Genomic DNA, 25,985 nt, shown 5'->3' on the forward strand with positions numbered 1-25,985 from the left:
TGCTTCGTGACCGGTATGGTCCTCGGCCGCACCGTGCCGTGTCTGATCCCCGCCCCGGCGCGCGGACCGGCTCACGGGAAGTAGAGGGCGGCCTTCTCCAGCACGTGTTTCGTGAACATGCCGCCCCAGGCGGTCCCGCCCCGGTACATCGTGGTGCGTACGGTGCCGGGGGCGGTCTCGACCGTGACGGGCCGGCCGATCAGTGTCGTGCCGAGCAGCCGGGCGTCCTGGGCGGCCCACTGGGCCGCCTCGGGTCTGACCCGGGGGCTGACGAGGGCGGGCAGCACGAAGGCCGCGTTGCGGGCGCCGGGTATGCCCTTGCGCAGGCTCTTGGCGTAACTCATGGCCCAGACGGTGAACTCCCCCAGCAGGGTCACGTCGATCTCGGGGACGGCGGTCGCGAAGACGAACACCTCGGTCTTCGTCCCGAACCAGCGGACCTTGCGGTCGGCGCGGCAGCCGGTCACCACCCGGTAGTCGTTCCAGGGCGGCGAGCTCATGGTGCAGCCGTCGGCCGTCAGCCGTGCGTGGAGCGCCGTGAGGTAGCTGGCCGCCGCGTCGGCGGTCGGGTGGGGCCCGTGCTGATTCATGCGCGCATCCTCCAACTTCCCTGGTCCGTAAGGGAAGAGGGCCACGAACGCGCTACGCCGGATGCGGTATGGGGCAGCACAGGCGGGTGCGGAGGCAGCGCGGCGGGGTGCTCCGCCTGCCGCGTCTCAGGGCGCTTCCGGAGCCGCCCGCCGCGATACGGGTACAGCGTCGCGCCGGCACCGTGCGAACCCCGTCAGCACGCCGACAGGGCCGCCATGACGACCGTCGCCCGGCCCGGTCCGGGGGTCTTCGGGTCGGCCGGGGCCGGGGTCCCGGGGGTGGTCGTGGGCGTGGTGTGGGTCATGTCGGGCTCCCCGTCCGCGTGGGTGTCTGGGTCGCCACGAGCGTGCTCCCGGCCGGTGCAGAATGCGTCGAGGGCCGCTGGATCTGGGAGAGGGCGTCGGCGAGGATGCGCCAGATCTCGGCCGCCAGGTCGATGTTGGCGTCCTGTTGTGCCTGCTGTGCCAGCGCCCGCAGCCCCTCCACCCCGGCCTCGTCGCCGGCCAGGACGCGCAGCTGGTTGCGCAGGATGTCGAGGCGGATGCGGTCACGGTAGGTCATCATCGGTGCCTCCGCCGCCAGCTCTCCGAGCAGGGTGCGGGCTTCCCCGTAACGGCCCGTCATGAACGCCAGGTCCGCCTTCAGTGCCGAGAGTTCCTGGCGCATCCCGGGCGTCCCGACGAAGGCCATGGCCTGTTCGGCGGCGGCCACGCACGTCTCGGCGGCCTCCGGCTCGGCGGGGACCTTCTGCAGGTGCAGGCGGCCCGCCGCGAGGCGCAGCCGGAGCCACAGCACCAGGTCGTCGGTGCCGGCGAACCGTTCCAGCGCCTGCCCCAGGTAGCCTTCGGCGCCCGCGTAGTCGCCCTGCCGCATCCGTACGGCCGCCGCCGTCCACATCGCCTCCGCCCACAGCGCGTCGGTGCGGCCCTCGACGAGCGCGGTCAGCTCGTCGGCGTACGCCCGCGCGTCCGGGATCCGGCCCGCCTCGGCGCGTACGGAGACCAGGGCGAGCAGCACGGCGGCGTGGTCGTCGACGCCGACCCGGCCCTCTCGGGCGATGCGGTCGGCCTCCACCGCGGCGTCGGCGGCCTCGTTGATCTCGCCGAGGGAGCGCAGGCAGCGGGCGAGACGGGTCAGTCCGCGTACCTGGAGTTCGGGCAGTCCGACGTCGTCGCCGAGGCGCACCAGGCGTTCCAGGTGGTCGCGTTCGGCGGCGTGGTCGCCCTGGAGTCTGCGGTGCTGTGCCAGCAGCCACAGGGCCTGCCAGCGCAGCACGGGCAGCTCGTGGCCCTCGGCGGACAGCGCGTCGTGCAGGGTGCGCAGGGCGTCGTCGGAGCCGGTCGAGGCGGCGAGGGTCAGGGCGTGGGCGAGGGAGCCGCCGGCCGGGTCCTCGAAGTCGGCGGGTTCGATGCCCAGGCGCTGGGCCAGGTAGCCGACGGCGCGTTCGGTGGGCTGGCGGGCGCCCGACTCCAGGCGGGAGAGGTAGCCCGTGGACATGCCTTCTCCGGCGAGCGCGGTCTGCGAGTAGCCCTGGGCCACGCGCAGCTTCTTCAGACGACGTCCGAACGAGGGTTGTTGCAGCATGTGACCATTCCCCTGGAGTTGACGCGCTGTCGACGCGGGCCGCCTGCCGGGCAGCCGCGAGCGGTCGGGCGGGTCGGGTGAGCACCCTGAACGCGTTCGAGCGTAGGACCGGGGCAAGGCGGCGGGCAAAGCTTTGCCTGCGTATGTGCCTCCACTCTCGTGCGGATCTCTTGCGGCTCTCGTGCGCCGCTCCAGCGCCCGGCCGCCCACCTGCGGAGCCGCGTGGGGCGGCGGTGACGGCGGGATACGCGCGAAGAGCGCGTGGCCGGGTGGAAGCCGTTCGTTAGCATGCCCGGATGCCGATGCAACCCTGGTTCCCCGACGCGAAGTTGGGGATCTTTCTCCACTACGGGATCTACGCCGTCGACGGTGTGTGGGAGTCCTGGTCGTTCTACACGGGCCAGGTCTCGCACGAGCGGTACATGAAGCAGCTCGACGGTTTCACCGCCTCGCGGTACGACCCGGCCGCCTGGGCCGATCTGTTCGCTCGCGCCGGCGCCAGGTACGCGGTCCTGACGGCGCGCCACCACGACGGGGTGTCGCTGTGGGACACCGCCCAGGGTGATCTGAACGTGGTGCGGCACACCCCTGCGGGCCGTGACCTCCTGACCGGGTACACCGAGGCGCTGCGCGACAGGGGCCTGAAGGTGGGCCTGTACTACTCGCACTCCGACTGGAACCACCCCGACTACGCGAGTGCGGTCCACCCGTCGCCGCGGAAGGCGGGTGTGGTGGACAACCCCTTCGCCTCCGCCCGGCCCGGGGAGGAGGACCCCGAGGCATGGGCGCGCTACCTGGCGTACCGCGAGGCCCAGGTGGGCGAACTGGTCGACCGCTTCCGGCCGGACCTGCTGTGGTTCGACGGCGAGTGGGAGCGGACCGAGGAACAGTGGCGGATGCGTGAGCTGCGCGAGATGGTCCTCGCGAGGAATCCCGAGACCGTGTTCAACGCGCGCTTGCTGGGGCACGGCGACTATGCCACTCCGGAGCAGGGTGTTCCACTGCAGGCTCCGCAGGGGCCGTGGGAGCTGTGTCTGACGGTCAACGACTCCTGGGGTTTCCAGCACCAGGACACCAACCACAAGTCGGTCCGGCTGCTGGTGCGCTATTTCACCGAGACGATCGGCATGGGAGGCAATCTGCTCCTCGGGGTGGGCCCGAGGGAGGACGGCACCATCCCGGCGGAGCAGGCGGAGCGCCTCGAAGCGCTCGGCACCTGGATCGCCAAGCACCGCGAGGCGGTGTACGGCACGGGGGCGGGGCTGCCCGCGGGCCATCATTACGGCCCGAGCACCCTGTCGGCCGACGGCCGCACCCTGTACCTCATGTGCTTCGACCCACCGCGCGAGAACGTGGGCGTGCGCGGACTGCACAACCGGGTCAGGCGCGTGAGTGTGGTCGGCTCGGGCGCCGAGGTCGCCCACCGGGTCGTCGGGGGGCACGGCAGGATTCCCGGTGTCCTCTGGATCGACGCACCGGCGGCGGCGGACGTGGACGAGTTCGCCACTGTGCTGGCCGTCGAACTGGACGGTGGACTCGATCTGTACCGGGGTGCCGGCCGCAGCGTGTGAGCGTCCGGCACCGACCGGTCAGAAGCTGCCGCGTACGCCCATCTCGAAGGCGTAGATGGCCGCGTGGACGCGGTTGCGGAGTCTCAGCTTGTGCAGCATGTTCTGCACATGTGTCTTGACGGTGTGTTCGGAGAGGGTGAGCGCGCCGGCGATCTCGGCGTTGGACAGGCCGCGGGCGAGGAGTTCGAGGACCTGGCTCTCGCGGTCGGTCAGCTCGTCCGGGCTGACGGTGGAGAGCCGGGTTCCGGGTGGTGGGAGGCCGCGTGTGCCGCCGACGAGGGTGTAGCCGGCCGCCGCGAGCACCACGGCCGAGCTGAGTTCGCCGGCCGTCGCCGTGCCGGGGAGGTGTCCGTGGGTGGGGGCGCCCGGCACCCCCGGGGCCTCGCCGACCGTGAGCACGCTGACCGCCTCCGGGGCGGGGCGGTCCTCCGGCGACAGGGTGCCGTGCACGACCAGAACGCGGGGGCGGGTGGCGTGCAGGGCGCGGGCCAGCGGGGGTCCGGGCGGGCTCTCGCCGGTGACGTGGATGGCGGGGTGGTCCGCGAGGAGGGTGCGCAGCCCTACGCGGGCCAGCGGGTCCGTGCCCACGACGTGGACCCGGACGGGGCGGGGGCCGGGTTCCGGCACCTCGTGCAGCTCCGGCCGGCGGGCGGGCAGGACGCGCAGGGTGGCGTGCTGTTCCTCCACGGCGGCCCCTCCTCACACCTCGGCAGCGTCACCGTAGTGCGCGGCCCGGGGGCCTCCCGCCGGATTCGAGCGGTCCGCGACCGTTCCCCGATTCCGCCTCGCACAACCCTGTGAACGCAACCGCCCGGGTTCGTACGAGACGTGCTCAAGGACCGCTCGAAAGTGACTGGAGGGGTCCTCGTGAAGTACCCCGGCGAGCAGGGGCCGGGTGCTTGAATGGCCTTGATCGGTAGGGCAGTCGACCCAGGGGAGCGGACGCCGCCATGCGGAAGTCGTATTACGCAGCGCACGTCTACATGATCGTCGGAGTGATCTCGGGGCTGTTCTACCGGGAGTTCACCAAGCACAACGACTTCCACGGCGACACGCAGCTGGCGCTGATGCACACGCATCTGCTGGCGCTGGGCATGATCGTCTTCCTGATCGTCCTCGCCCTGGACAAGGTCTTCTCGCTGTCCGGCTCGAAGCTGTTCACGGCGTTCTTCTGGTTCTACAACATCGGCATCGCCATCTCGACCACGATGATGGGCGTCCACGGCATCCTGACCGTGCTGGGCCGCAGCGAGGACGACATCGCGGTGGCCGTGCCGCTGACCGCCGGGCTCGGCCACATCCTGCTGACCGTCGGGCTGATCCTGCTCTTCGTCCTGCTCGGCAAGCGTGTCAACGAGCACGTCAAGCCGACGGCCACGACGAGCGAGCCGGCCGCGGAGACCGCCGGCACCGTCTGACGGACGGCCGGCGGCGGACGGCCGACGCCCCGTCAGGCCGGCTGGGGCGCCGGATGGGCCAGGGCATCGGTGAGCAGCAGCAGCCGCTCGTCGGTGCCCTCTTCGGTGAGCCTGGCTCCCCCGGTGAGCGTCACCAGTCCGTGCCAGGCGCTCCACACCACTTCGGCCAGCACCCTCGGGTCGCGGCCCTCGGCGACGGGCTCGACCACCTGCTGGATCTCCGCCAGCACGTCGAGCAGGGGCTGCGGTTCGCGTTCGTCGCCGCGTTCCTCGCCCGTGTCCAGAACCAGCATCGCCTGGTAGAGCGCGGGCCACCGGGCGGCGAACACGGTGTAGGCGCGGGCCACCGCGTGCAGCGCCTCGCGCGGGCCGCCGGACTCGGGGCGGGCGGCGCGCAGCACGGAGGCCAGCTCGACCAGACCCTCGGTCGCCACGGCGTGGACGATCGCGTCCTTGTTCTTGAAGTGCTGGTAGAGCACGGGCTGGCTGTACTCGATGCGGTCCGCGAGGCGCCGCGTCGTCACGTTGTCCCAGCCCTCCTCCTCGGCCATCTCGCGCGCGGTGGCGAGGATGAGCTGATGGCGGTTGGCCTGCTCACGGAGGCGGCGCTCTCTGGCGGTCATGGTCCCGATACTAACATTTCAGCGAAACTCTAGCTAGCACTGATAGGGTTTCTGCTCCCGAAAGAAGTGAGGTGCGGGCTCCTTCCGTGCAGCCGGGTTCGAGTGACTTTCGAGGTGTGGTCGCCACCATCGGCGGCAAGACCGCCACAGAAGGGCCACCTCATGCCGACCCGAACCCCCTCGGAGGCACTGCTCGATCTGGCCGCGGACGTGATCGGCCTCGACGCGCGCACCCTGGCGGCCCGAGCCGCCGGCTCCCCCTTCATCACCCTGGGCGGCACCTTCGACCGGGCGGCGCGGCTGCGACTGCGGGCCGGCGAGGACCTGGGCCTCGGCGTCGAGCTGGACCAGCTGATGGGGCCCGCGCCCCTCGCGGACGTCCTCGACCGCGCCGTCCCGGCCGCTCCCCCGCCGCTCCCGCGGCCGTCGTCCGCCCGGCGCCCCCTGCTCCCGGGCCAGCGGGCGGCCTTCGGTGACACCTCCGCGTACCGGGTGCTCAGCGCCGAACTGACCGGGCCGCTCGACGTCACCGCGCTGCGCACGGTGCTCGACGCGCTCTGCTCCCGGCACGAGGGACTGCGCACGGTCTTCGCGCCGTACGGGGGCGGGATGGTCCGGCGCGTACTGGACCGGCATCCGGGGCCGCTGGCCGAACTCCCCCGCACGGCCCCCGGACCCGACCCGGTCGCCGCCGCGCACTCCCGGCTGGCGGCGGATCCGCGGCGGTTCGCCGGGCGGCCGGGCAGGCCGCCCGTTTCGTTCGCCCTGGCCGCGCTGGGGCCCGGCCGGCATCTGCTGTCGTTCGTGCACCACGAGGCCGTGGCCGACGGATTCTCCGCCGCGCTGGTCTGGCGCGAACTCCTCGCCGGTTACGAACGCGTGGTGGACGGGCTCGCGCCGGGATACGCGGCGGCTCCGGGCCCGGACGCGGTGGAGGCGGCCCACCCCGAGGCGGGGTGCGCCCCCGGGACCGCGCCCCGGTTCCGCACCGAGCGATTGGCCTTCGCCCTCGACGACTCGTTACGGGACGCGGTCGACGCGACCGCCCGGCGCGCCGGGGTGCCGCACAGCTGTGTACTGCTCGCCGCCTGGGCGCTGGTGCTGGGGCGGGACTCCGGCGCCGACGCGGTGCCGGTCGGCGTCGAGCTGCCCCGGCATCCGGGCGCGGCGCCGGTGGGGGCCGTCGCGGCGTGCGGGGCCCGGGTGCCCGTCGCCTGCGAACTGGAGGGCACCACGGACTACTTCCTGCGGGGCGTGGCCTGCGCGTTCGGCGAGGCGCTGGCCGGGGCGCGGGAGCGAGGAACCGCACATGCCCTCGCTACCGCGCCGACGGCCCCGGTACTCTTCGCGGCCCGCGACGAGTGGCTCCCGGCCCGGACCGCGTACGGCGGCCTGGCCACGCGTTTCCACCACGCCCATCTGGGCGCCGGCCCCGCGCAGGCGGCGCTGACCGTGCTGCGGTGGCGGGACGACCCGTTGCTCTGCCTGGACTTCGCGCCCGCCGTGATCGAACGGGCCGCCGCCGTACACCTGGTGGCCGAGGTCCGCCATGTCCTGGGGGCCCTCGTGCGCGCCCGCGCGTGGGCGCCCGTGGACGACCTGCTGGCGCGCTCCGGCGGGCCCGGCACCGCCCCGTTCCCGGCGGCCGGGACGGTGCCGCTCCCCCTGTGCTGAGTGGGGCCCGGTGCGCGCGGCGGGGGACACAGCACGCACACCGGGGTCTGGGAGGGCCGTCAGCCGGCGAACTCCGCCAGCCGCTTCACGGTCTCGGCCGGCAGCGGCATGGACGCGATCTCGTCGGCGACCTTGCGGGCGCCCACCTTGGCGCTCTCGGACGCGAGCAGGGCGCGCGCCGCCTCGGTGACCGCGTCGGCGGTCAGGTCCGGGGCGAAGACGACCTCGCCGGCGCCCGCGTCGCGCACCGCGCGGCCGTTGGCCGGGCCGTCCGCGCCCTGCGGCAGCACCAGCTGCGGGAGCCCGGCGGCGAGGGTGGCGAGCGTGGTGCCGGCGCCGCCGTGCTGGACGACGAGCGACGCGCTCTCCAGCGCCTTGGCCTGGGCGACCCACGGCACGGCGACCACGCGGTCGGGCAGCTCGCCGAGCTCCTCGACGGGGACCACGGGGCCGGCCGCGACGAGCAGCGGCACGTTCAGCGGCAGCAGGCCCTGGACGACCGTGCGCAGCACGTCCGCCGAGCCGAGGGCGGTGCCGAGGGTGACGTAGACGAACGGCTCCGAGCCGCTGCGGAACGGCTCGGGCAGCTCGCCCGGCTCCGCGTAGGCGACCGAGCGCTGCTCGATGCGGGGCAGCGGCGCGGCCAGGAAGTACGGGTCCTGGATGGACGGCGGGCAGATGTCGATGTACGTACGGGCCAGGGCCAGCAGCTGGCCGCCCGGCACGTCGACACCGAGGTCGGCGGCGGTGGCGAGCAGCTTCTCCTGGACGGCCAGGTCCTCGGGGCCCTGGGCCATCAGCCCGACGCCGTGCGCGACGGCGGGGATGCCCGCGAGGCTCGCGGCGAAGGAGGCGCCGGGGTTCAGCGCCTCGTAGACGACGAGGTCGGGGCGGAGCCGCTCCAGCTCGGGTGCCAGGTCGGCGGCTACCCAGCGGGGCAGCACGGAGCCGAACACCTCGATGTGCAGGGCCGCCAGGACCTCCGGCGGGACATCCTGCGCGCCGAGGTCGCCGCCCTCGTGGCCCATGGCGCGAACGGCTTCCATGAACGCCTCGGGGACCGGGCGCCCGGCCTTGACCGGGTCGAGGCCGGCCCGCACCAGGGCGGGATGCAGCTGCTCACCCGTGGCGAAGAAGACCTCGTGGCCCGCCGCCTTGGCGGCCGTCGCCAGAGGGATGAGGGGATAGACGTGGCCGAAGTTTCCGGCGCCGGCAAAGAGGATTCTCATACCGCCTCAGCGTAAGGACGCCGACCCACCTTGTCTAGTGCCGCTAGAAAATTTATCACTGACAACTACGCATATTGACACAGCAGTTGTTTGAGTCGGACTCAAGGACTCCTGTGGGGCCTCTCCAGCGGAAGCCCATCGCCACGGCCCATCGTCGAGCTGCGGCCGCCTGCCCTGGCTCGCGGGAAACGGCAGAGCGCTCGCGGCAAACAGCATGGCGCTCGCGGGAAACGGCCCAGCGAAGGAGTTCTCCGATGACCATCACCCAGGCCGCGCCCCCCGGCGTCGCCACCAGCGCGGCGGGGCGGTTCACGCTCTCCGCGCAGGCGCTCGACAGCGCGGTGACACCGAACGCGGTGTTCCGCGACTGGTTCGACGCCCAGCGCCGTACCAACCGCTACGACGTGCGCCGCATCCCGTTCTCCGAGCTCGTCGGCTGGCACTTCGAGGAGTCCACCGGGAACCTCGTGCACGACAGCGGGCAGTTCTTCTCCGTGGAGGGGCTGAGCCTGCGCACCGAGTGGGACGGCCACGAGCACTCCTGGTCCCAGCCGATCATCAACCAGCCCGAGGTCGGCATCCTGGGCATCGTCGTCAAGGAGTTCGACGGCGTCCTGCACTGCCTGATGCAGGCCAAGATGGAGCCCGGCAACGTCGACACGGTCCAGCTCTCCCCCACCGTGCAGGCCACCCGCAGCAACTACACGGGCGTGCACAAGGGCGCCGCCGTCCGCTACATCGAGTACTTCACCCCGCCGCGCGCTCGCTCCCGGGTCCTCTACGACTCCCTCCAGTCGGAGCAGGGCTCCTGGTTCCTGCGCAAGCGCAACCGGAACATGCTGGTCGAGGCCGTCGGGGACGTACCGCCGCACGAGGACTTCGTCTGGCTGACGCTCGGCCAGATCAACCAGCTCCTGTACGAGTCCAACGTCATCAACATGGACGCGCGCACCGTCCTGTCGATGATCCCGGCGCTCACCGGCAGCGGCCCCTCGCTGCACTCCACCGAGCACGTGCTGAGCCGGCTCACCGAGATCAAGGCCCGCCGGCAGCTCGTCCAGCGCACCATCCCGCTGAACCGGGTCCAGCGCTGGCGGCGCACCGACCACGAGATCGTCCACGACACCGGGCACCACTTCACCGTCATCGCCGCCTCCGTGGCCGCCGCGAACCGCGAGGTCAAGAGCTGGACGCAGCCGCTGCTCGCCCCCGCCGAACAGGGGCTCTCCGCGTTCCTGATCCGCCGGATCGGTGGCGTACCGCACCTGCTGGCGCACGCCAGGTCCGAGGCCGGCGTGCTCGACGTGGCCGAGCTGGGCCCCACCGTGCAGTGCCAGCCGGGCCGGGCGCTGTCCCTGCCGCGCCACCAGCAGCCGCGCTATCTGGACGTCGTCCTGGGCGCCGATCCGGGCCGGCTGCTGTACGACACGGTGCAGTCCGAGGAGGGCGGCCGGTTCCACCACGCGGGCAATCGCTATGTGCTGATGGAGGTCGGGGAGGAGTTCCCGCTCGACGTGCCCGAGGACTTCACCTGGGTGACCGCGAGCCAGCTCTCCGGCCTGGTCCGGCACAGCAACTATCTGAACGTCGAGGCCCGCACGCTGCTCACCGGCCTGCGCGCGGCCTGGTCCCTGGGCGGGGTGTACGCATGACGGGCGCACGGGTACTGCGGCTCGGGGTGCTGGGCTGCGCGGACATCGCGCTGCGGCGGACGCTGCCCTCGCTGGAGCGGCAGCCGCTGGTCGAGGTGACGGCGGTGGCCAGCCGCCGCATCGAGCGGGCCCGGGAGTTCAGCGAGAGGTTCGGCGGCGCGGCCGTCGAGGGGTACGAACGGTTGCTGGAGCGGGACGATGTGGACGCCGTCTACATCCCGCTGCCGCCCGCGCTGCACGCGGAGTGGACGCTGCGGGCGCTGGCGGCCGGCAAGCACGTGTGGTGCGAGAAGCCGTTCGCGACGGACCTCGCGGAGGCCGAGAAGGCGGTGGCGGCGGCGCGCGAGCGCGGGCTGCTGCTGATGGAGAACTTCATGTTCCTTCACCACTCCCAGCACGCCCGAGTCCGCGAGCTGGTCGCGGACGGCCTCATCGGCGAGGTCCAGCTCTTCGCCTCGGAGTTCGGCATCCCGCTCCAGCCGGCGGCGGACGGCTCGGGCGGGCTGCGGCGGGCCAGCACCCTGCCGGAGGTCGCCGCCTATCCGCTGCGCGCGGCGCAGCTGTTCCTCGGCCCGGGGCTGCGGGTGGCCGGTGCGCAGGTGCGCCCGGCGAGCGCGCACGGGCCGAGCCCGGCCGGCAGCGCCCTGCTCGAATCGCCCGACGGGATCGCGGCGCAGCTCTCGTACGGGGTGGAGCACGCCTACCGCAGCGGCTACGAACTGTGGGGCAGCCGGGGACGGGTGCGGCTGGAGCGGGCGTTCAGCACGCCCGACGAGTACACCCCCGTGCTCAAGGTGGAACGCGACGGGCGGGCCGAGGAGATCGCGCTCGCCCCCGACCAGCACTTCACCAACACCGCCGGGGTCTTCGCCCGCACGGTCCTCCAGGACCAGGACTTCGCCCCGCACGCGGAGGCGGTCCTGGCGCACGCGCGTCTGGTCGAGGAGGTCCAACGGGCGGCCGGCTGACGACCGTTGCACGCGGGGCGGCCTCGATTATTACGCCGTAATAATCGAGGCCGCCCCGCGTCGTGCCGCGTCCGACGTGCCGTCAGGCGCCTGCGCCCTGCATGGCGTAGAAGTCGACGCCGAGCTGGTGGAACATCCCGCCCATGTCCAGCTGGTCCCAGTGCTCGGCCAGCAGGCCGTTCTCCACGCGCCAGATGTCGATCGACTGGAACGTCAGCGTGCGGCCGGTGGCCTCCACGCCGAAGAAGGCGCCCTGGTGGGTGCCCGAGTACTCGAAGCGCCCGGAGACGCGGTCGCCGTCCGAGATCACGTCGTGCACGGCGATCGTGATGTCCGGGAACGCGGCGAATATCTGCTTCCAGAACTCGGTGTTGGCCTCGATGCCGTCCTCGACCACCGGGTTGTGGTCGATGTGGCCGGCCGCGGTGTGCTCGCTCATCCGGCTGATGTCGTGATCGTTGATCATGTCGACGAAGGACTGGATGAGTGCGCGGTGGTCTGCCATGGGTGTGCCTTCCTCGTGCTCGCCTCAGGGAACGCTCCGAGGATCTGCACCGGCGGTCGAGCGGCCCTGGAGGCGTCCTGTGGCGCGGCCGATCCCCGATCTGTTCTCAAGTGCCCGCTCCTAGCGTCGACGGCATGAAGGCTCTCGTACTCTCCGGCGGGGCCGGAACCCGCCTGCGCCCCCTCACCCACACATCCGCCAAGCAGTTGGTGCCCGTGGCCAACAAGCCGGTGCTCTTCTACGGTCTCGAAGCGATCGCGGACGCCGGTATCAAGCAGGTCGGCATCATCGTCGGGAGCACCGCCGACGAGATCAGGGAGGCCGTCGGCGACGGCTCCGCGTTCGGCATCGAGGTGACCTACATCCCGCAGGACGCGCCGCTGGGCCTGGCCCACGCCGTGCTGATCGCGCAGGACTTCCTCGGCGACGACGACTTCGTCATGTACCTCGGCGACAACTTCATCGTCGGCGGCATCACGGACCTCGTCGACGGCTTCCGCGCCGACCGGCCCGACGCGCAGATCCTGCTCACCCAGGTCTCCGACCCGAAGGCGTTCGGCGTCGCCGAGCTGGGCCCCGACGGCCGGGTCACCGGCCTGGAGGAGAAGCCGCAGCACCCCAAGAGCGACCTCGCCCTGGTCGGCGTCTACCTCTTCACGCCCGCCGTCCACGAGGCCGTCCGCTCCATCGAGCCGTCCTGGCGCGGCGAGCTGGAGATCACCCACGCGCTCCAGTGGCTCATCGACAACGGCCGCGACGTGCGCTCCACCACGATCTCCGGCTACTGGAAGGACACCGGCAACGTCACCGACATGCTGGAGGTCAACCGGTCCGTCCTGGAGACCTCGGAGCAGCGCATCGAGGGCAGCGTCGACGCGAACAGCGAGATCATCGGCCGCGTCCAGATCGAGGAGGGGGCGTCCGTCGTCGGCTCCCGCATCGTGGGCCCGGCGGTCATCGGTGCCGGCACCGTCGTCACCTCCTCGTACGTCGGACCGTTCACGTCCGTCTCGCGCAACTGTGTGATCAGCGACAGCGAGATCGAGTTCTCCATCGTGCTGGACGACTCCTCGCTCAACGGGGTCCGCCGCGTGGAGGCGTCGATCATCGGGCGGAACGTCGTGGTGACGCCCGCCCCGCGGATGCCCGCGGCCCACCGTTTCGTCCTCGGCGACCACAGCAAGGTGCAGATCTCCTCATGACCGACACACGCATCCTCGTCACCGGCGGCGCCGGCTTCATCGGCTCCCACTACGTCCGTACGCTGCTGGGCCCGGACGGGCCCGGCGACGTCACCGTGACCGTCCTCGACAAGCTCACCTACGCGGGCAACCCCGCCAACCTGGACGAGGTCCGGAGCAACCCCCGCTTCTCCTTCGTCCCGGGCGACATCTGCGACCGCGAGCTGGTCGCACGGGTGGTGGCCGGGCACGACCAGATCGTGCACTTCGCCGCCGAGTCGCACGTCGACCGCTCCATCCAGGGCGCCGCGGAGTTCATCACGACCAACGTCCTGGGCACCCAGACCCTCCTGGACGCGGCGGTGCGCCGGCCGGGCGGCCCGGCCCGGTTCCTGCACGTGTCGACCGACGAGGTGTACGGGTCGATCGACGAGGGCTCCTGGCCGGAGACGGACCCGCTGCGCCCCAACTCCCCGTACGCGGCCTCGAAGGCGTCCTCCGACCTGGTCGCCCTGTCGTACCACCGCACCCACGGACTCGACGTCCGGGTGACCCGCTGCTCGAACAACTACGGCCACCACCATTTCCCCGAGAAGGTCATCCCGCTGTTCGTCACCAACCTCCTGGACGGGCACAAGGTGCCGCTGTACGGCGAGGGGCTGAACGTGCGGGACTGGCTGCACATAGACGACCACGTCCAGGGCCTGGAGCTGGTGCGAACCGGTGGCCGTCCGGGCGAGGTCTACAACATCGGTGGTGGCACGGAGCTGAGCAACAAGGAGCTGACCGAACTGCTGCTGGAGCTGTCGGGCTCCACCTGGCAGAGCGTCGAGCACGTGGCGGACCGGCTCGGGCACGATCTGCGCTACTCGGTCGACTGCACCAAGATCCGCGAGGAGCTGGGCTACCGGCCGCGCAAGGACTTCACGCAGGGGCTGCGGGAGACCTTCGACTGGTACCGGGACAACCGCGCCTGGTGGGAGCCGCTGAAGAACAAGGCCTCCTTGTGACCCGCTGGCTGGTCACGGGGGCGCGGGGTCTGCTCGGCCGGGAGCTGCTGCCGGCTCTCGACCGGGCGGGCCGGCCGTACGTCGCCCTGGGCCACGAGGACCTGGACGTGACGGACCCCCGGGCCGTGCGCGCGGCGATGACCGCGCACCGGCCGGGGATCGTGGTCAACGCCGCCGCCTACACGGACGTGGACGCGGCGGAGGCCGAGCCGGCCCGCGCCCTGCGGGTCAACGGCACGGGCCCGCGCCGGCTGGCCGCGGCGTGCGGGGAGTTCGGCGCACTGCTGCTGCACGTCTCGACGGACTACGTGTTCTCCGGCGAGGCCCGCACGCCGTACGCCGAGGACGCCCGCCCGGACCCGCTCGGCGCGTACGGCCGCTCCAAGCTGGAGGGCGAGCGCGCGGTCCTGCAACTCCTCCCGTGGACCGGTTACGTGGCGCGCACCGCCTGGCTGTACGGGGACGGCGGCCGGGGCTTCGTCTCCACGCTGATCCGCCTGGAGCGCGAGCGGGAGATCGTCGAGGTCGCGGACGGCCAGTGCGGCCAGCCCACCTGGAGCGCGGACGCGGCCGGCCGGCTGGTCGCGCTCGGTCTGGCGGCCCTGGGCGGTGCGGCGGCCCCGGGTGTCTACCACGCGACGAACTCCGGCCACTGCACCCGCGTGGAGCTGGCCCGGGAGGTCTTCCGCCTCCTGGGCGCGGACCCGTCCCGTATCCGCCCGGTCCCGGCCGCGTCGTTCGCGGCGCCCGCGCCCCGGCCGCGGTACTCCGCGCTGGGGCACGCGCGGTGGGAGGCGGCGGGGCTGGGGGCGATGCGGGACTGGCGCGAGGGGCTGGCCGCGGCGTGGCCGGCGCTGCGGGCGGGGGTCGCGGTCGCCCGCGCGGGGTGAGCGGGGCCTTCTCCGGGTACGGCCGGGCGGCCCGCCTCAGACCGGGCGTTCGGTGCCGAGGGTGATGCGGCCGTTCGTCCAGGCGGGCAGGGACCGGGCGAGTCTGTTCAGCGACGGGCCCCGTACGTGGTGCAGATGGACCGCGAGTCGCGTACCGAACAGCGCCTCGAAATGGGCTCCGAGGCCCTGTCCGGTGCCGGTGAACCTGGCATCGGCCGGGATGTCGGGCCGTGGGGGTTCGTCGATCCGGTACACGCACAGCGCCCGTCGGTCCGCGATCGGTCCGGGGAGGACGGCGACCGCCCGGACCGCCGGCCAGCCCAGCTTGATCACGGGGTCGTGCCCGAACGCCTGGTGGTACGCGATGCCTTCGGGATGGAAGCGGACGGCCGGATCGTCGGGGCGGGCCGGTGTGGGCCCGCCCGTGTACGCGCGGATCGTGGTCAGCAGCGTACTTCCGGGCCGGTAGAAGAGGGACTGCCGGTAAAGCTGTCGGTCGTGCGAGGACTCCTGACCCATCTCGCGACTCCTTCACAGCCTCGTTCGGGCCGGTGGTCGCATCAGCCTCGCACGAGCCCGTTCCGCACACCACGCCCTTTGATTAAGGTGCGCCCATGGCCACCGCGCGCGCCCACGAACCCGCCCTGCTCGATCCCAAGGGCCCGGCGATCACGGCCATCGCCTGCACCGTGGGCGCGATCCTGCTGCTGGGTGCGGGCGGAGCCGCCGTCTACACCGCGGTCCGTACGGTCTCCGAGATCGGGGAGACCGGCAGCGGGTGGACCTGGGCGGGCGCCGCCCTCTTCCTGGTCGCCGTGTTCGTCGCCTACGTCGGGTGGTCGACCGTCGTCTCCGCCCGTATGGAACGCCGGCTCACCCTCCGGCTCGCCGCCACCGGTGTCGACGCGACCGCCCTGGTCCTGTCGGCCTCCGCCGCCCCGCCGTCCAACGACGACCACGAGCAGGTCCGGCTGCTGATACGGGTCGACGGACAGGGGTTCGAACCGTTCGAGTGCGCGTGCGACCTGCTGGCGTACCAGTTCGGGGACGCCGCACAGGGGACGGCGCTGCCGGCCCGGGTCGACCCCGAGACGCGCGTGTTCACCCTCGCCCCCGTGGTGTCTCCACAGCCCTGAAGTCACCGCCCGTTGTGATGGGGTGTATGACCCTTGAACGGCCGATGTACCGCGTCAAACGGCGGCTCCTTGGCAAGCCCCTCACCACCGCGCGTGTCAGTGAGGAGAAGCTGAGCAACCGGACGGCGCTCGGTGTGCTCGCGTCCGACTGCATCAGTTCGTCGGCCTACGGCTCCGAGGAGATGCTCCGCGTCCTCGTACCGGTCGCCGGAGCGGCCGCCTTCACGCTGGTCATGCCGGTGACCGGTGCGATCCTCCTGGTGCTGCTGCTTCTGACGGTCTGTTACAGCGACGTCGTCAGCATCTACACCCGGGCCGGCGGCTCCTATGTGGTGGCCCGGGAGAACTTCGGGCCGAACGTCGCCCAGGTCGCCGCCGTGGCCCTGCTGGTCGACTACATCGTCACGGTCGCCGTCCAGGTGTCGGCCGGCACCAACGCGCTGATCTCGCTCGCCCATCTGGCGGGCAACGGCTGGACGGGGCTCGACCATCTCCAGCTGCCGGTCTCCGTGCTGGTGATCGTGGTGCTCGCGTACGGGAATCTGCGCGGCATCCGCGAGGCGGGCCGGGCGTTCGCACTGCCCGCGTACCTCTTCATCGCCGCCATGGGGCTGGTCTTCCTCGCCGCGGCGGTCCGCGCGCTCACGGGCGGACTGCCGCACGCCGACCTGAACGCTCCCGGTGTCGTGCCCCTGGGGACTCCCGGCGACGGCTGGCTCCAGGGTGCTTCGCTGTTCATCGTGGCGCGCGCCTTCGCCAATGGCGGCTCGTCCCTCACCGGCCTCGAAGCGATCTCGAACGGCATCTCGGCCTTCCGTGAACCCCAGGGCCGCAACGCCCGGCGCACCCTGATCGCCATGAGCTGCGTGCTCGCCGTCCTGGTCCTGGGCGTCTCCACGCTCGCGCACTTCACCCACGCCGTCCCGTACACCGACGGGACCCCCACCGTCATCGCGCAGGAGGCACGGCTCGCCTTCGGGAACGGAACGCTGGGGACGCTCGGGCTGGTCCTCGTCCAGCTGGCGACCGCGCTGGTCCTCTACACCGGCGCCAACACCCCTTTCACCGGGTTCCCGTTCCTGGCCAGTTTCGTCGCGCAGGACCGGTTCCTGCCGCGGGTCCTCACCCGGCGCGGACACCGGCTGGCCTTCTCCAACGGCATCGTCACCCTCTCCGCTCTCTCGCTGGCCCTGCTGCTCGTCACGGGCGCCAATGTGGACAGGCTCGTGGCGCTCTACGCGATCGGCGTGTTCACCGCCTTCACCATGGCCGGGGCCGGCCTCGCCGCGTACCACGTGCGCAGGAGCGAGCCGCTGCGGCGGGCGAAGATCACGGTCAACGCGCTCGCGGCGGTCGTCTCCGGCGCGGTCGTCCTGATCTTCGCAGTCACGAAGTTCACCGAGGGCGCCTGGCTGGTCGTCGTCATCTTCCCGCTCGGCGTCTGGATGCTGATCCGCATCAACCGCGAGTACCGGCGCGAGGCCGCGGCCCTGGAACTGCTGCCCCCGGGCGCGGACCGGCCGCGTACGCGCCGCCATCAGGTGTTCGTCCTCGTCGAGTCGCTGGACCTGGCCACGCTGAAGGCCCTGCGGTACGCACATGAACTGCGGCCCGACACCGTCCGGGCCGTGCACTTCGCCATCGACGAGGACCACGCACGCCGGCTGTCCGCCCGCTGGGCGTCGACGTCCGCGACCTCGGTCGACCTGGAAGTGGTGGCCTGTTCCGACCGCCGGCTGCGTCACGCGATGCGCGAACTGGCCGTCCGCACCACGCAGGACGGGGAGACGTCCCTGACGGTGCTCGTGCCACGGCGGCTGTACGCCAACGCCCTCGGCAAGCTCCTGCACCGGGGCACCGGCGAGAAGATGTCGAGGACCCTGGAACAGCTGCCGCACGTCGCGGTGACGATCCTGCCGTTCAACGCGTCGCACGCCATGCGGGCCCTGGAGGCGCATCACCTGCCCGACGTGGAATGACGCTCACGGCGACTGGAACGACACCTCCGGGTTGGCGGCCGTCGGCCCGGCGAGCAGCGGCTGCGGTACGCCCTTGAGGTGGAGGCCGAAGAAGGCGGCGACGTAGTCGCGGGTGATCCGGCTGGAGCGGTCGGCGGCCAGCGGTGCCGAGGGATCCTTGATCCCCAGTTCCTCGCCGAGGACCGGCATGTCGGTGAAGGTGAAGTGGCCCGCCCCGGCGACGGTGAGCCACCGCTTCCAGCCGTCCAGGTGCGGCCAGTCCCGGTCCCAGGTGGTGTCGGTGGTGCTGCCGGGGGCGTGCTGGACGTCGGTGCCGAGCACCATGAACGGCCGGCCCCGGAGCCCCGCGGCGGGGACCGGCTCGTAGAAGGCACCGTCCATGTTCACGCCCGCCCGCACCCGCCCGTCGGCGGCCATGGTGGCCGCGGCGGAGTCGCCACCGATGGAGTGCCCGGCCATGCCGACGCGCCGCCGGTCGATCATCGGGGCGTACCGCCAGGCGGGGTGAACGTCCGTCAGCCGGTCCAGCAGGAACGAGACGTCCTTCGCCCGGCCCCGGGCGACCTCCGCCATGCCCGCGTCGCCGGTCCGTTCCACCAGGTCGCAGGCGGCGCAGGGCAGGACGCGCCCGCCCGGGAACACGGTCGCGGTGGACTCGTGGGCGTGGTCCACCGCCGCGACGACGTAACCGCGTGAGGCCAGGTCCGCCGCGAGGGAGGTGAGCGTGAACCGGCTCTGCCCGAAGCCCGGCGACAGCACGATCAGCGGGAACCGGCCGCGCGCGGGCGCCGCGCCCAGCCGCGCGTGCGTCTCGGTGGCGCCGACCACGCCGGGCTCGACGAGACCGCCGAGCCCCCGGGACGCCAGCAGCAGTTCCGCTTCCTGCTCGCTCATGTACGGGGCGGGCACCCCGCTCCCGGCCCGTGCCGGGTAGAACACGGACGCCAGCAGCTCGCGTCCGCCTGCCTCCGGTACGTACGGGTCGGCGCGGCCGGTGTCCCGCAGGTACAGGGTGCTCTCGCCGACGCCGTACGGCCCGGTCGGCGCGGGCAGTCGCAGCTGCTGGGCGGCGGCGGTGAGTGCGGGGCCGTCCGCGGCGGGCGACGGGGTGGCGGCGACGGCCGGGGCGACGGCGGTGGCCCCCAGGGCGAGGACGAGGAGCGAGGCGGCCAGGCCGCGGTGACGAGTTCTCATGATCGGAACGCTAGGCGCGGACCGGGTGCCGCAACGTCCGCCCACGGGTGGCGGTTCGGTACCTCCGCGGTCGCATGTACGTGGCTGCGCGTCGTACCACGGGCCTACAGGCGGTCCGCGTAGTACGCGTGCAGCGCGGCCTCGCTGCCGGAGCCCAGGGCGGTCATGATCCGCTGGTAGCGCGCGGAGCGGAGGTCGCCTGCGACGAGGACGCGCGGGTGCTGGCCGGCGGGCGCGCAGTACCCGTCGGCGCTCCGGACCAGATCGCCGGCCGGGGCGGCCGGCGCGCTCCCGAGGCTGAGGTGGACGGCGTCCGCCACGAGCCTGTGCCGTACGCCGTCCGCACCCACCGCCTCCGCCGCCCCGCTGTCCGCGAGCGTCAGGTGGTCGACGGGGACGAGCGTGACCCGGGGGTCCTCGCGGATCTCCTCGGTCTTGTAGGCGTCGGCCGCCGGGTACGCCACGAGGAGCCGGAAGCCGGTGCCCGGGTGGGCGCGCAGGAAGGTCCCGACCGGCCGGTCCCCGCCGAGGACGAGGAGGGTCCGCCCCTCCTCCGCCCCGGCCTGCCACAGCGGCGTCGGGGCGAGCCCGTCCGGCGCGGTGATCCAGTCGACGTCACGCGGCCGGAGCGGCCCGACCCCGGTGGCGACGACGGCGTACGGGGCGGTGAGGCGGTCCCCGCTGTCGAGGGTGACGGTGACATGTTCCTCGTAAGCGCGGATCTCACTGACCTACCGCCCCAGTTGGACCCGGCACAACTCCGTGCCCCGGATCTCCGCGGTGACGGCATCGGCGAGCGCGGGCCCGCTGGTGTGACCGCCGAGCACGTTGTTCAGGGCCGGAACCCGGTACAGATTCCGGCACAACCGGTCCGGCTCGACGAGCACCGACCGCATCCCGACCCCGGCGGCCATCCGCACGGCGGCGCAGCCGGCGGGGCCACCTCCGATGACGAGGAGGTCGGTGTCGTACCGCGTGTCGCCCATGGGGCTATTCCAGCATCCGCCCCCTGCCGCCCGCCTGACGGGCCCTCACCGGGGGTTGTCCCCACCGGAGATACGGATGATCGCCTCATCGTGGCGGCCGGTGCCGTTCGGACATCGTGGGGTGGCGGCAGGGCAGGCGATCGGCGCCGAAGCTGCCGCTCCGACGAGGGGAACTCATGATCAAGCACAAGCGGACTCTGGCCGGCGCACTCGCTCTGGCCGTGGCGTTCGGTGTCGCGGCGGGCATGCAGGTGGGCGGTACGGCTGTCGCGGCGGAGCCCGCCGCCGTATCCGCCGCCGATGCCCCGCTGCGCGACATCCTGCACCGGCTGACCACCGTCGACGGCGCGCCCGGGGCGCTCGTCGAGACGCATGGCCGGCGCGGCGGCGCGGTGCTGACCAGTGGGGTGGCGGACGCGGACAGCGGGACGCCGGTACGCGGTGACAGCCGCTTCCGGATCGGCAGCATGACCAAGCCCTTCGTGGCCACGGTGGTGCTCCAGCTCGTCGGTGAGCACCGCGTCGTCCTCGACGCGCCGGTGGAGCGCTATCTGCCGGATGTCGTCCGCGATCATCCGGGCGAGTGGCGGGGCGTCACCGTACGGCGGCTGCTCCAGCACACCAGCGGGCTGCCGGACTACCTCGACTTCCTCAGCCCGCAGGACATCCTGACGGACCCGCTCGCCCACCACGACACCCGCGACCTGGTGGACCTGGCGCTCGACCGGCCCCGTACGTTCAGGCCCGGCCACGGCTGGGACTACTCCAACACGAACTACCTGCTGGCCGGCATGATCATCGAGAAGGTGACGGGGCGCCCCTACGGCGAGGAGATCCGCCGCCGCGTCATCCAGCCGCTCGGGCTGGCCGCGACCACCGTGCCCGGCGACGACCCGGTGATCCCCGGCCCGCATCCGCGCGGATACGTACGGCCGGGCACGGACGCGCCGCTCATGGACGCCACCGCGATCAACCCGTCGGTCGCGGGTGCCTCCGGCGAGATGGTCTCCAGCACCGCTGACCTCAACCGGTTCCTGGCCGCCCTCGTGGACGGCCGGCTGCTGAAGCCGGCGCAGCTCAGGGAGATGATGCGGACCCGGCCGGCCGGTGACGACCGGGCGTACGGCCTCGGCCTGGAGCGCCGGACGCTTCCGTGCGGCGGGCACTACTGGGGCCACGGCGGCGACATCTTCGGCTTCCAGACCGCCGGCGGCGCCACCCTCGACGGCAGGCAGACCTCGGTCATGGTGAACCTCGACCCGGGCGGCACGGACGCACAGGACGACGACATCCAGGCGGCCGTGGAGGCCGGGCTGTGCGAGGGCCGATAGCGCCGGAGTCGCCGATCCGGCGCCACGCACGGCGCGCCGGCATCGCATAGCCTGCTCCGCATGCCCGAAATCACCGCACCCGTGCCGCGCGACGACCGTCCCGAGGACTCCCGGCGGGAGCGGCTGCGGCGGACGTTCGACGAGGACGCGGAGCTGTACGACCGGGCCCGGCCGGGGTATCCGGCGGCGCTCTACGACGATCTGGCGGAACTCGCCGAGGCCGGGCCGGGCAGCCGCGTACTGGAGGTGGGGTGCGGGACCGGGCAGGCGACGGTCCCGCTGGCCGGGCGGGGCTGCCGGATCACGGCCGTCGAGGCGGGGCCGAGCATGGCCGCGGTCGCCCGGCGCAACCTGGCCGGGGCTCGGGACGTGGAGGTGGTGACGGCGGAGTTCGAGAGCTGGCCGCTGCCCTCGGAGCCGTACGACACGGTGCTCGCGGTGACCTCGTTCCACTGGATCGACCCGGCGGTGCGGGTGACCAGGGCCGCCGACGCGCTGCGGCCCGGCGGGGCGCTCGCCGTGGTGCGTACGCAGCATGTGGCGGGCGGCACCGAGGAGTTCTTCCTCGATGTCCAGCGTTGCTACGAGCGGTTCGACCCGGACACGAAGCCGGGGACCCGGCCGCCCGCGGCCGCCGAGGTCGACCACGCCGACCACGCGGAGGAGGTGGCCCGCAGCGGCCGCTTCGGCCCGACGGTCTTCCGCCGCTACGAGCACGACGTCACGTACACCGCGCCGGAGTACCTGGAGGTGCTGCGGACGTACTCGGGCCACCGGGCGCTCCCGGAGGACGCCCGGCGCGGGCTGCTGTCGTCCATCGCGGAGCTGATCGACGGGCGGTACGGGGGCCGGGTGACGAAGCGTTACCTCATCGAGCTGGGTATCTCCCGCAGGCGGTAGCCCTTACCCGCTTACCCGCTCAGGCCCGCGATCCCCCAGCCCCGGCGGGCGGCCTCGGCCAGCACCTCGCCCCAGCCGGTGAGAAGGCGTACGAACGCGTCGGCGTCGGGGATCCACCCTTCGGGCAGAGCGGCATGTTCGTCGAACGGCGCCCGAACCTCGTCGAGCCGGGGCCGTACACGCTCCCAGGTCGCGAGCAGTTCGCGTACGCGCTCCGGCGCACACGCCACCAGCACGCTGTCGTGGTCGGGGGAGAAGAAGGCGCGGTCCTCGCTCTCCTCGTCGTCGTCGAAGTCCGGCCTGTCCCAGGTCAGCCCGCCGAGCAGCGCGTCCACCTCCGCCCGCACGGCCGGATCGACGTGTGCGCGTGTCTTCTCCCAGCCCTCCCCCGCCCAGAAGTGCGGCTTGAACGAGCCGAGGGTGCCCGGGAACTCGTACACCCCGAAGCGCGCGCCGTGCGGCCCGCGCGGCCACTCCCAGCCGCCGTCGGTCCCGGGTGCGTCGTGGTCCCACAGCCCGGTCCCGTCGTCGTACCAGGCGTCCCGCAGACGCGGCAGCCGCTCCCGGGGCGGGACCTCGGCCAGCCACGACCAGTCGGCGATCAGTGTGGTGATGTCGAGGCCCATGAGGTGAGCCTATCGATCATGCGTACGAGGCCTCGATGCGCCGCCGTCGGAGGAACTACGGAACGAAGACGAGGCGTTCGTCGCTGCGGTGGTCGTTCCACGCCTGCGCGATCCCGGCCGGATCCACGGCCCGCGCGCGGACGTCGAGGGCGCCTTCGGTCACCGCCGCGGCCAGTTCCGGGAGTTCGGCGAGGAAGTCGCGGGGGGAGAGCGAGCCGATGCCGCTGCCCACGATCTCCAGCCGGGCCTTGCGCAGCGCCGCCGAGGGGATCGGTGCGGTCGGACCCGCCATGGAGCCGATCTGCACCCAGGTGAGCGGGGCGGAGCGGTCGGCGCGCGCGGTGAGGAGGGGGAGCATGGCGCCCGCCGCGGGCTCGCCCCAGACGAAGTCGAGGACGACGTCGACGTCGGCCGCGGCGTCGATCTTGTCGAAGGTGAGCGCACGGTCCGCGCCGAGGGCGGGCAGCTCGGCGAGCCGGGCGGCGTTCCGGCCGGCGGCGAAGACCTCCGCCGCACCGAACCGCCCGGCGATCTGGACGGCCATGCGTCCGGCGCTGCCGGTGGCGCCGAGGACGAGGACGCGCTGCCCCTCCCGGAAGGTGATGCGGCGGCGCAGCGCGACCCAGGAGGACATGCCCGGATTCATCGCGGCGGCGATCCGGACCGGGTCCGCGTTGTCGGGGAGGACGATGCTGCGGCGTACGTCGATCACGGTGCGCTCGGCGAAGGTGCCGAGGTCCGTGTCGTCCAGGATCGCGTAGCGCAGCCGGCCCGAGGGCTCGCGGACGACGGCGTCCACGCCGGGCACGATCGGGAAGACGCCGGTGGCCGAGTAGTGGGTGCCCTCGGCCTTGGAGCGGGTGAGGTGGTGCAGGCCCGCCGCGAGGACGTCCACGACCGTCTCGTGCTCGCCCCGGGCCACGGGTTCGGGGTGCTCGCGGTAGACGGGCGGGGTGCCGTGCGCCGTGATGACTGCTGCGTGCATGAGGTGCTCCCTGGCAGTTTGGTTTGCATTACCAATCATTACCAGAGTTGTTTGTAATGCCAACAATGTCAAGTAGGGTGGGCTCCATGGCCCCCGACGACTCCACCGACGCCCTGCTGGACGGCCTGGTCCGCAGCGCCTTCCAGATCATGGGCGTGCTCACGCGGATCGGCGCCGAGCACGACCTGTCCCTCACGCAACTGCGCGTCCTCGGCATCGTGCGGGACCGGCAGCCCCGTATGAGCGATCTGGCGGCCTTCCTCGGCCTGGACAAGTCGACCCTGTCCGGCCTGATCGCCCGCGCCGAGCGCCGGGGCCTGCTGGCCCGGGGCACCAGCCCCGAGGACAAGCGCGCCGTGGTCGTCCTGATCACCGACGAGGGGCGCGAGCTCATCGAACGGCTCTACGCGCAGGGGCGGGAGGAGCTGGCACCGGCCATCGACCGGCTCGACCCGCACCGGCGCCGCGAGCTGGCCCAGCTCCTGGAGCCCATGCTCTCCCCGCCCCTGCCGCTCACGCCCCGGCGCCCCGGCGGCCGGTCAGGCGTCCTGGACGGTTAGCCGGGACAGCGCCACGCCCCCGACGATCAGGGCGAGCGCGGCGATGCGGCCCGCCGACACCGGGTCCTTGTGGACGACGATGCCCAGCGTGATCGCACCGAGGGCGCCGATCCCGGTGAAGACCGCGTACGCCGTGCCGACCGGCAGGTTCCGCATCGCCAGCGAGAGCAGATAGACCGCGGCGGCGGCGAGCACGAAGCAGACCAGCGTCGGCAGCGGGCGGGTGAAGCCGGCCGTGGGCTTGATGCTCTGCGACCAGGCGACCTCGACCAGCCCCGCCGCGAGGAGCAGCAGCCAGCTCACAGCGCCCCTCCGGTCTTCCGGGCCGCCGCCAGCGCCGCCTCGCGGGACGCGTCGTGGGCGGCGCGGCGGGCGGCGAGGGCGGGATCGACGCGCGCGTTCACCAGCTCGGTGCCGAGGAAATCCATCGCCTCGTCCGGTACGGCGAAGTGCCCGGCGAAGAAGTCGCGCAGATAGCGCTCCTGGTGGTCGTACGGGTGGCGCGGCGTGCCCGGCCCGTACGCCCCGCCGCGCGCGTACGCCACGACGAACCGCCGTCCGGCCAGGGACATCTTGGGGAAGGTCACCTGGTCGATCCACGCCTTCAGCGACGCCGGGATCGAGAAGTTGTACATGGGCGTGGCGATCAGGACGGTGTCGGCGGCGACGAGTTCGGTGAGCAGCGGCTCGATCACCGCCCAGGCGGCGGCCTGTTCCGGGGTGCGGACCGCTTCCCGGTACCGGCCGGGGTCGGTGATCCCGTACTCCAGGACGTGGTCGCACAGCTCGGTCCACGCCTCGGTTATCTGCGGGACGGGGGTGAGCGCGAGGTCGCGGTGCACGTACGTGCCGCCGGGGTGGGCCGTACGCCAGGCACCGGCGACGGCGTCGCCGAGCTCGCGGCTGAAGGAGTGGCGGCGGGCGCTGGCGTCGATGTGGAGCAGGGTCGGGGCGGTCGCGGGGCCGGCGGTCATGACGGGTCTCCTCGGTCGGTCGATGCGTACAAGCACGCACGGACATACGTAACCGGACGCCGTGTCCAGTTACGGGAACGAGTCGACCTTACAGCCAACCGGACACCGTGTCCGCTTACTTCCGGACTGACGTAGGCTGGGCCCGTGGTGGAGATGAGGGAACGCGCGGACGCGGCGCGCAACCGTGCCAAGGTGCTCGCCGCCGCGGCCGAGTTGTTCGAGACCGGGGACCCCCGGACGGTGACGATGGAGGACATCGCCCGCACGGCCGGCGTCGGCCGGGGCACCCTCTACCGCCGCTACCCGGACGTGGCGTCCATCGCGGCGGCCCTGCTCGACGAGCACGAACGGCTCCTCCAGGACGAACTGCTGCGCGGCGCCCTCGGTGCGATCACGCTGGGCATCGTCGTCCACAAGG

General features: G+C 72.6%; 26 protein-coding genes and 1 pseudogene. 14 read left to right on the plus strand and 13 right to left on the minus strand.

Features of this window, described 5'->3' with window-relative positions; translation table 11 throughout:
- Positions 1 to 71: 71 nt before the first annotated feature.
- Complete coding sequence (locus EAO73_RS04000) at positions 72 to 590, minus strand: hypothetical protein (RefSeq protein WP_147970119.1); 519 nt, start codon at positions 588 to 590, stop codon at positions 72 to 74.
- Positions 591 to 891: 301 nt separating this feature from the next.
- Positions 892 to 2,175: a helix-turn-helix domain-containing protein gene (locus tag EAO73_RS04005; protein WP_147970120.1), complete on the minus strand. Its 1,284-nt coding sequence runs from the start codon at positions 2,173 to 2,175 to the stop codon at positions 892 to 894.
- A gap of 296 nt (positions 2,176 to 2,471) precedes the next feature.
- Here EAO73_RS04005 and EAO73_RS04010 point away from each other — a divergent pair, with 296 nt between their 5' ends.
- Positions 2,472 to 3,746, plus strand: a complete 1,275-nt coding sequence (locus EAO73_RS04010) for an alpha-L-fucosidase (RefSeq protein ID WP_147970121.1) — start codon at positions 2,472 to 2,474, stop codon at positions 3,744 to 3,746.
- An 18-nt stretch (positions 3,747 to 3,764) separates the two neighbouring features.
- Here the strand turns inward: EAO73_RS04010 and EAO73_RS04015 are convergent, their stop codons facing one another.
- Positions 3,765 to 4,433: a response regulator transcription factor gene (locus EAO73_RS04015; protein ID WP_147970122.1), complete on the minus strand. Its 669-nt coding sequence runs from the start codon at positions 4,431 to 4,433 to the stop codon at positions 3,765 to 3,767.
- Positions 4,434 to 4,696: 263 nt separating this feature from the next.
- Here EAO73_RS04015 and EAO73_RS04020 point away from each other — a divergent pair, with 263 nt between their 5' ends.
- A complete protein-coding gene (locus EAO73_RS04020; RefSeq protein WP_147970123.1) occupies positions 4,697 to 5,164 on the plus strand; it encodes a DUF2871 domain-containing protein in 468 nt (155 codons plus the stop codon).
- Positions 5,165 to 5,196: 32 nt separating this feature from the next.
- On the opposite strand, the gene EAO73_RS04025 is transcribed toward EAO73_RS04020, so the two are convergent.
- A complete protein-coding gene (locus EAO73_RS04025) occupies positions 5,197 to 5,787 on the minus strand; it encodes a TetR/AcrR family transcriptional regulator (RefSeq protein ID WP_147970124.1) in 591 nt (196 codons plus the stop codon).
- Positions 5,788 to 5,949: 162 nt separating this feature from the next.
- On the opposite strand from EAO73_RS04025, the gene EAO73_RS04030 reads away from it, so the two are divergent.
- Positions 5,950 to 7,461, plus strand: a complete 1,512-nt coding sequence (locus EAO73_RS04030) for a condensation domain-containing protein (protein ID WP_147970125.1) — start codon at positions 5,950 to 5,952, stop codon at positions 7,459 to 7,461.
- Between the two features lie 59 nt (positions 7,462 to 7,520).
- Here the strand turns inward: EAO73_RS04030 and EAO73_RS04035 are convergent, their stop codons facing one another.
- Complete coding sequence (locus tag EAO73_RS04035; protein ID WP_147970126.1) at positions 7,521 to 8,690, minus strand: glycosyltransferase; 1,170 nt, start codon at positions 8,688 to 8,690, stop codon at positions 7,521 to 7,523.
- Between the two features lie 254 nt (positions 8,691 to 8,944).
- Here EAO73_RS04035 and EAO73_RS04040 point away from each other — a divergent pair, with 254 nt between their 5' ends.
- Both EAO73_RS04040 and EAO73_RS04045 read left to right on the plus strand, forming a co-directional pair.
- Positions 8,945 to 10,342, plus strand: coding sequence for an NDP-hexose 2,3-dehydratase family protein (locus EAO73_RS04040; protein ID WP_147970127.1), 1,398 nt, complete (start codon positions 8,945 to 8,947; stop codon positions 10,340 to 10,342).
- Positions 10,339 to 11,310 carry a Gfo/Idh/MocA family protein gene (locus EAO73_RS04045; protein WP_147970128.1) on the plus strand — a complete coding sequence of 324 codons (972 nt, stop codon included), beginning with the start codon at positions 10,339 to 10,341 and terminating at the stop codon, positions 11,308 to 11,310. The genes EAO73_RS04040 and EAO73_RS04045 overlap by 4 nt, the downstream gene beginning before the upstream one ends.
- 82 nt (positions 11,311 to 11,392) lie before the next feature.
- On the opposite strand, the gene EAO73_RS04050 is transcribed toward EAO73_RS04045, so the two are convergent.
- The gene (locus EAO73_RS04050; protein ID WP_147970129.1) at positions 11,393 to 11,815 is read right to left on the minus strand and encodes an ester cyclase; all 423 of its coding nucleotides are present in this window, start codon (positions 11,813 to 11,815) and stop codon (positions 11,393 to 11,395) included.
- Between the two features lie 134 nt (positions 11,816 to 11,949).
- Here EAO73_RS04050 and EAO73_RS04055 point away from each other — a divergent pair, with 134 nt between their 5' ends.
- Genes EAO73_RS04055 through rfbD form a run of 3 tightly spaced genes read left to right on the plus strand, consistent with a single transcriptional unit; the run spans position 11,950 to position 14,896 of the window.
- Positions 11,950 to 13,017: a glucose-1-phosphate thymidylyltransferase gene (locus EAO73_RS04055; RefSeq protein ID WP_147970130.1), complete on the plus strand. Its 1,068-nt coding sequence runs from the start codon at positions 11,950 to 11,952 to the stop codon at positions 13,015 to 13,017.
- Positions 13,014 to 14,006 (plus strand): dTDP-glucose 4,6-dehydratase, encoded by a 993-nt coding sequence (rfbB, locus tag EAO73_RS04060; protein WP_147970131.1) that lies wholly within the window; start codon positions 13,014 to 13,016, stop codon positions 14,004 to 14,006. Before EAO73_RS04055 ends, rfbB begins: the two co-directional genes overlap by 4 nt.
- Positions 14,003 to 14,896 carry a dTDP-4-dehydrorhamnose reductase gene (rfbD, locus tag EAO73_RS04065; RefSeq protein ID WP_147970132.1) on the plus strand — a complete coding sequence of 298 codons (894 nt, stop codon included), beginning with the start codon at positions 14,003 to 14,005 and terminating at the stop codon, positions 14,894 to 14,896. Before rfbB ends, rfbD begins: the two co-directional genes overlap by 4 nt.
- 36 nt (positions 14,897 to 14,932) lie before the next feature.
- Here the strand turns inward: rfbD and EAO73_RS04070 are convergent, their stop codons facing one another.
- Positions 14,933 to 15,415 (minus strand): hypothetical protein, encoded by a 483-nt coding sequence (locus EAO73_RS04070; protein ID WP_147970133.1) that lies wholly within the window; start codon positions 15,413 to 15,415, stop codon positions 14,933 to 14,935.
- 95 nt (positions 15,416 to 15,510) lie between these two features.
- On the opposite strand from EAO73_RS04070, the gene EAO73_RS04075 reads away from it, so the two are divergent.
- Positions 15,511 to 16,032 (plus strand): hypothetical protein, encoded by a 522-nt coding sequence (locus EAO73_RS04075; protein ID WP_147970134.1) that lies wholly within the window; start codon positions 15,511 to 15,513, stop codon positions 16,030 to 16,032.
- 26 nt (positions 16,033 to 16,058) lie between these two features.
- The gene (locus tag EAO73_RS04080; protein WP_191133931.1) at positions 16,059 to 18,011 is read left to right on the plus strand and encodes an APC family permease; all 1,953 of its coding nucleotides are present in this window, start codon (positions 16,059 to 16,061) and stop codon (positions 18,009 to 18,011) included.
- Positions 18,012 to 18,014: 3 nt separating this feature from the next.
- Here EAO73_RS04080 and EAO73_RS04085 read toward each other — a convergent pair whose 3' ends face one another.
- Positions 18,015 to 19,205: an alpha/beta hydrolase family protein gene (locus EAO73_RS04085; protein ID WP_147970135.1), complete on the minus strand. Its 1,191-nt coding sequence runs from the start codon at positions 19,203 to 19,205 to the stop codon at positions 18,015 to 18,017.
- Positions 19,206 to 19,309: 104 nt separating this feature from the next.
- Positions 19,310 to 20,191, minus strand: a pseudogene (locus EAO73_RS04090) (FAD-dependent oxidoreductase).
- Between the two features lie 176 nt (positions 20,192 to 20,367).
- Here EAO73_RS04090 and EAO73_RS04095 point away from each other — a divergent pair.
- Together EAO73_RS04095 and EAO73_RS04100 are read left to right on the plus strand one after the other, a co-directional pair.
- The gene (locus EAO73_RS04095; RefSeq protein WP_147970136.1) at positions 20,368 to 21,522 is read left to right on the plus strand and encodes a serine hydrolase domain-containing protein; all 1,155 of its coding nucleotides are present in this window, start codon (positions 20,368 to 20,370) and stop codon (positions 21,520 to 21,522) included.
- A gap of 60 nt (positions 21,523 to 21,582) precedes the next feature.
- Positions 21,583 to 22,422 (plus strand): class I SAM-dependent methyltransferase, encoded by an 840-nt coding sequence (locus EAO73_RS04100; protein ID WP_147970137.1) that lies wholly within the window; start codon positions 21,583 to 21,585, stop codon positions 22,420 to 22,422.
- Between the two features lie 11 nt (positions 22,423 to 22,433).
- Here the strand turns inward: EAO73_RS04100 and EAO73_RS04105 are convergent, their stop codons facing one another.
- A complete protein-coding gene (locus EAO73_RS04105) occupies positions 22,434 to 23,048 on the minus strand; it encodes a hypothetical protein (protein WP_147970138.1) in 615 nt (204 codons plus the stop codon).
- Between the two features lie 55 nt (positions 23,049 to 23,103).
- Positions 23,104 to 24,033, minus strand: coding sequence for a quinone oxidoreductase family protein (locus EAO73_RS04110; protein WP_147970139.1), 930 nt, complete (start codon positions 24,031 to 24,033; stop codon positions 23,104 to 23,106).
- A gap of 86 nt (positions 24,034 to 24,119) precedes the next feature.
- Between EAO73_RS04110 and EAO73_RS04115 the strand changes: the two genes are divergently transcribed.
- Positions 24,120 to 24,593, plus strand: a complete 474-nt coding sequence (locus EAO73_RS04115) for a MarR family winged helix-turn-helix transcriptional regulator (RefSeq protein WP_147970140.1) — start codon at positions 24,120 to 24,122, stop codon at positions 24,591 to 24,593.
- On the opposite strand, the gene EAO73_RS04120 is transcribed toward EAO73_RS04115, so the two are convergent.
- Positions 24,573 to 24,896 (minus strand): DMT family transporter, encoded by a 324-nt coding sequence (locus EAO73_RS04120; RefSeq protein WP_147970141.1) that lies wholly within the window; start codon positions 24,894 to 24,896, stop codon positions 24,573 to 24,575. The genes EAO73_RS04115 and EAO73_RS04120 overlap by 21 nt on opposite strands.
- Complete coding sequence (locus EAO73_RS04125) at positions 24,893 to 25,567, minus strand: FMN-dependent NADH-azoreductase (protein WP_147970142.1); 675 nt, start codon at positions 25,565 to 25,567, stop codon at positions 24,893 to 24,895. The genes EAO73_RS04120 and EAO73_RS04125 overlap by 4 nt, the downstream gene beginning before the upstream one ends.
- 153 nt (positions 25,568 to 25,720) lie before the next feature.
- Between EAO73_RS04125 and EAO73_RS04130 the strand changes: the two genes are divergently transcribed.
- Positions 25,721 to 25,985: TetR/AcrR family transcriptional regulator (locus tag EAO73_RS04130; RefSeq protein ID WP_191134002.1), on the plus strand; the 265-nt coding region annotated here is incomplete at its 3' end.

Origin of the sequence: Streptomyces sp. col6 (genome assembly GCF_008042035.1) — a bacterium.
In the GTDB taxonomy this organism is placed as follows: Bacteria; Actinomycetota; Actinomycetes; order Streptomycetales; family Streptomycetaceae; genus Streptomyces.

Excerpts from the sequence above, each read along its gene's own strand:
- EAO73_RS04000 (WP_147970119.1), bottom strand. The coding sequence starts at position 590 with ATGAATCAGCACGGGCCCCACCCGACCGCCGACGCGGCGGCCAGCTAC.
- EAO73_RS04005 (WP_147970120.1), bottom strand. The coding sequence starts at position 2,175 with ATGCTGCAACAACCCTCGTTCGGACGTCGTCTGAAGAAGCTGCGCGTG.
- EAO73_RS04010 (WP_147970121.1), top strand. The coding sequence starts at position 2,472 with ATGCCGATGCAACCCTGGTTCCCCGACGCGAAGTTGGGGATCTTTCTC.
- EAO73_RS04020 (WP_147970123.1), top strand. The coding sequence starts at position 4,697 with ATGCGGAAGTCGTATTACGCAGCGCACGTCTACATGATCGTCGGAGTG.
- EAO73_RS04025 (WP_147970124.1), bottom strand. The coding sequence starts at position 5,787 with ATGACCGCCAGAGAGCGCCGCCTCCGTGAGCAGGCCAACCGCCATCAG.
- EAO73_RS04030 (WP_147970125.1), top strand. The coding sequence starts at position 5,950 with ATGCCGACCCGAACCCCCTCGGAGGCACTGCTCGATCTGGCCGCGGAC.
- EAO73_RS04035 (WP_147970126.1), bottom strand. The coding sequence starts at position 8,690 with ATGAGAATCCTCTTTGCCGGCGCCGGAAACTTCGGCCACGTCTATCCC.
- EAO73_RS04040 (WP_147970127.1), top strand. The coding sequence starts at position 8,945 with ATGACCATCACCCAGGCCGCGCCCCCCGGCGTCGCCACCAGCGCGGCG.
- EAO73_RS04045 (WP_147970128.1), top strand. The coding sequence starts at position 10,339 with ATGACGGGCGCACGGGTACTGCGGCTCGGGGTGCTGGGCTGCGCGGAC.
- EAO73_RS04050 (WP_147970129.1), bottom strand. The coding sequence starts at position 11,815 with ATGGCAGACCACCGCGCACTCATCCAGTCCTTCGTCGACATGATCAAC.
- EAO73_RS04055 (WP_147970130.1), top strand. The coding sequence starts at position 11,950 with ATGAAGGCTCTCGTACTCTCCGGCGGGGCCGGAACCCGCCTGCGCCCC.
- rfbB (WP_147970131.1), top strand. The coding sequence starts at position 13,014 with ATGACCGACACACGCATCCTCGTCACCGGCGGCGCCGGCTTCATCGGC.
- EAO73_RS04070 (WP_147970133.1), bottom strand. The coding sequence starts at position 15,415 with ATGGGTCAGGAGTCCTCGCACGACCGACAGCTTTACCGGCAGTCCCTC.
- EAO73_RS04075 (WP_147970134.1), top strand. The coding sequence starts at position 15,511 with ATGGCCACCGCGCGCGCCCACGAACCCGCCCTGCTCGATCCCAAGGGC.
- EAO73_RS04080 (WP_191133931.1), top strand. The coding sequence starts at position 16,059 with ATGACCCTTGAACGGCCGATGTACCGCGTCAAACGGCGGCTCCTTGGC.
- EAO73_RS04085 (WP_147970135.1), bottom strand. The coding sequence starts at position 19,205 with ATGAGAACTCGTCACCGCGGCCTGGCCGCCTCGCTCCTCGTCCTCGCC.
- EAO73_RS04095 (WP_147970136.1), top strand. The coding sequence starts at position 20,368 with ATGATCAAGCACAAGCGGACTCTGGCCGGCGCACTCGCTCTGGCCGTG.
- EAO73_RS04100 (WP_147970137.1), top strand. The coding sequence starts at position 21,583 with ATGCCCGAAATCACCGCACCCGTGCCGCGCGACGACCGTCCCGAGGAC.
- EAO73_RS04105 (WP_147970138.1), bottom strand. The coding sequence starts at position 23,048 with ATGGGCCTCGACATCACCACACTGATCGCCGACTGGTCGTGGCTGGCC.
- EAO73_RS04110 (WP_147970139.1), bottom strand. The coding sequence starts at position 24,033 with ATGCACGCAGCAGTCATCACGGCGCACGGCACCCCGCCCGTCTACCGC.
- EAO73_RS04115 (WP_147970140.1), top strand. The coding sequence starts at position 24,120 with ATGGCCCCCGACGACTCCACCGACGCCCTGCTGGACGGCCTGGTCCGC.
- EAO73_RS04125 (WP_147970142.1), bottom strand. The coding sequence starts at position 25,567 with ATGACCGCCGGCCCCGCGACCGCCCCGACCCTGCTCCACATCGACGCC.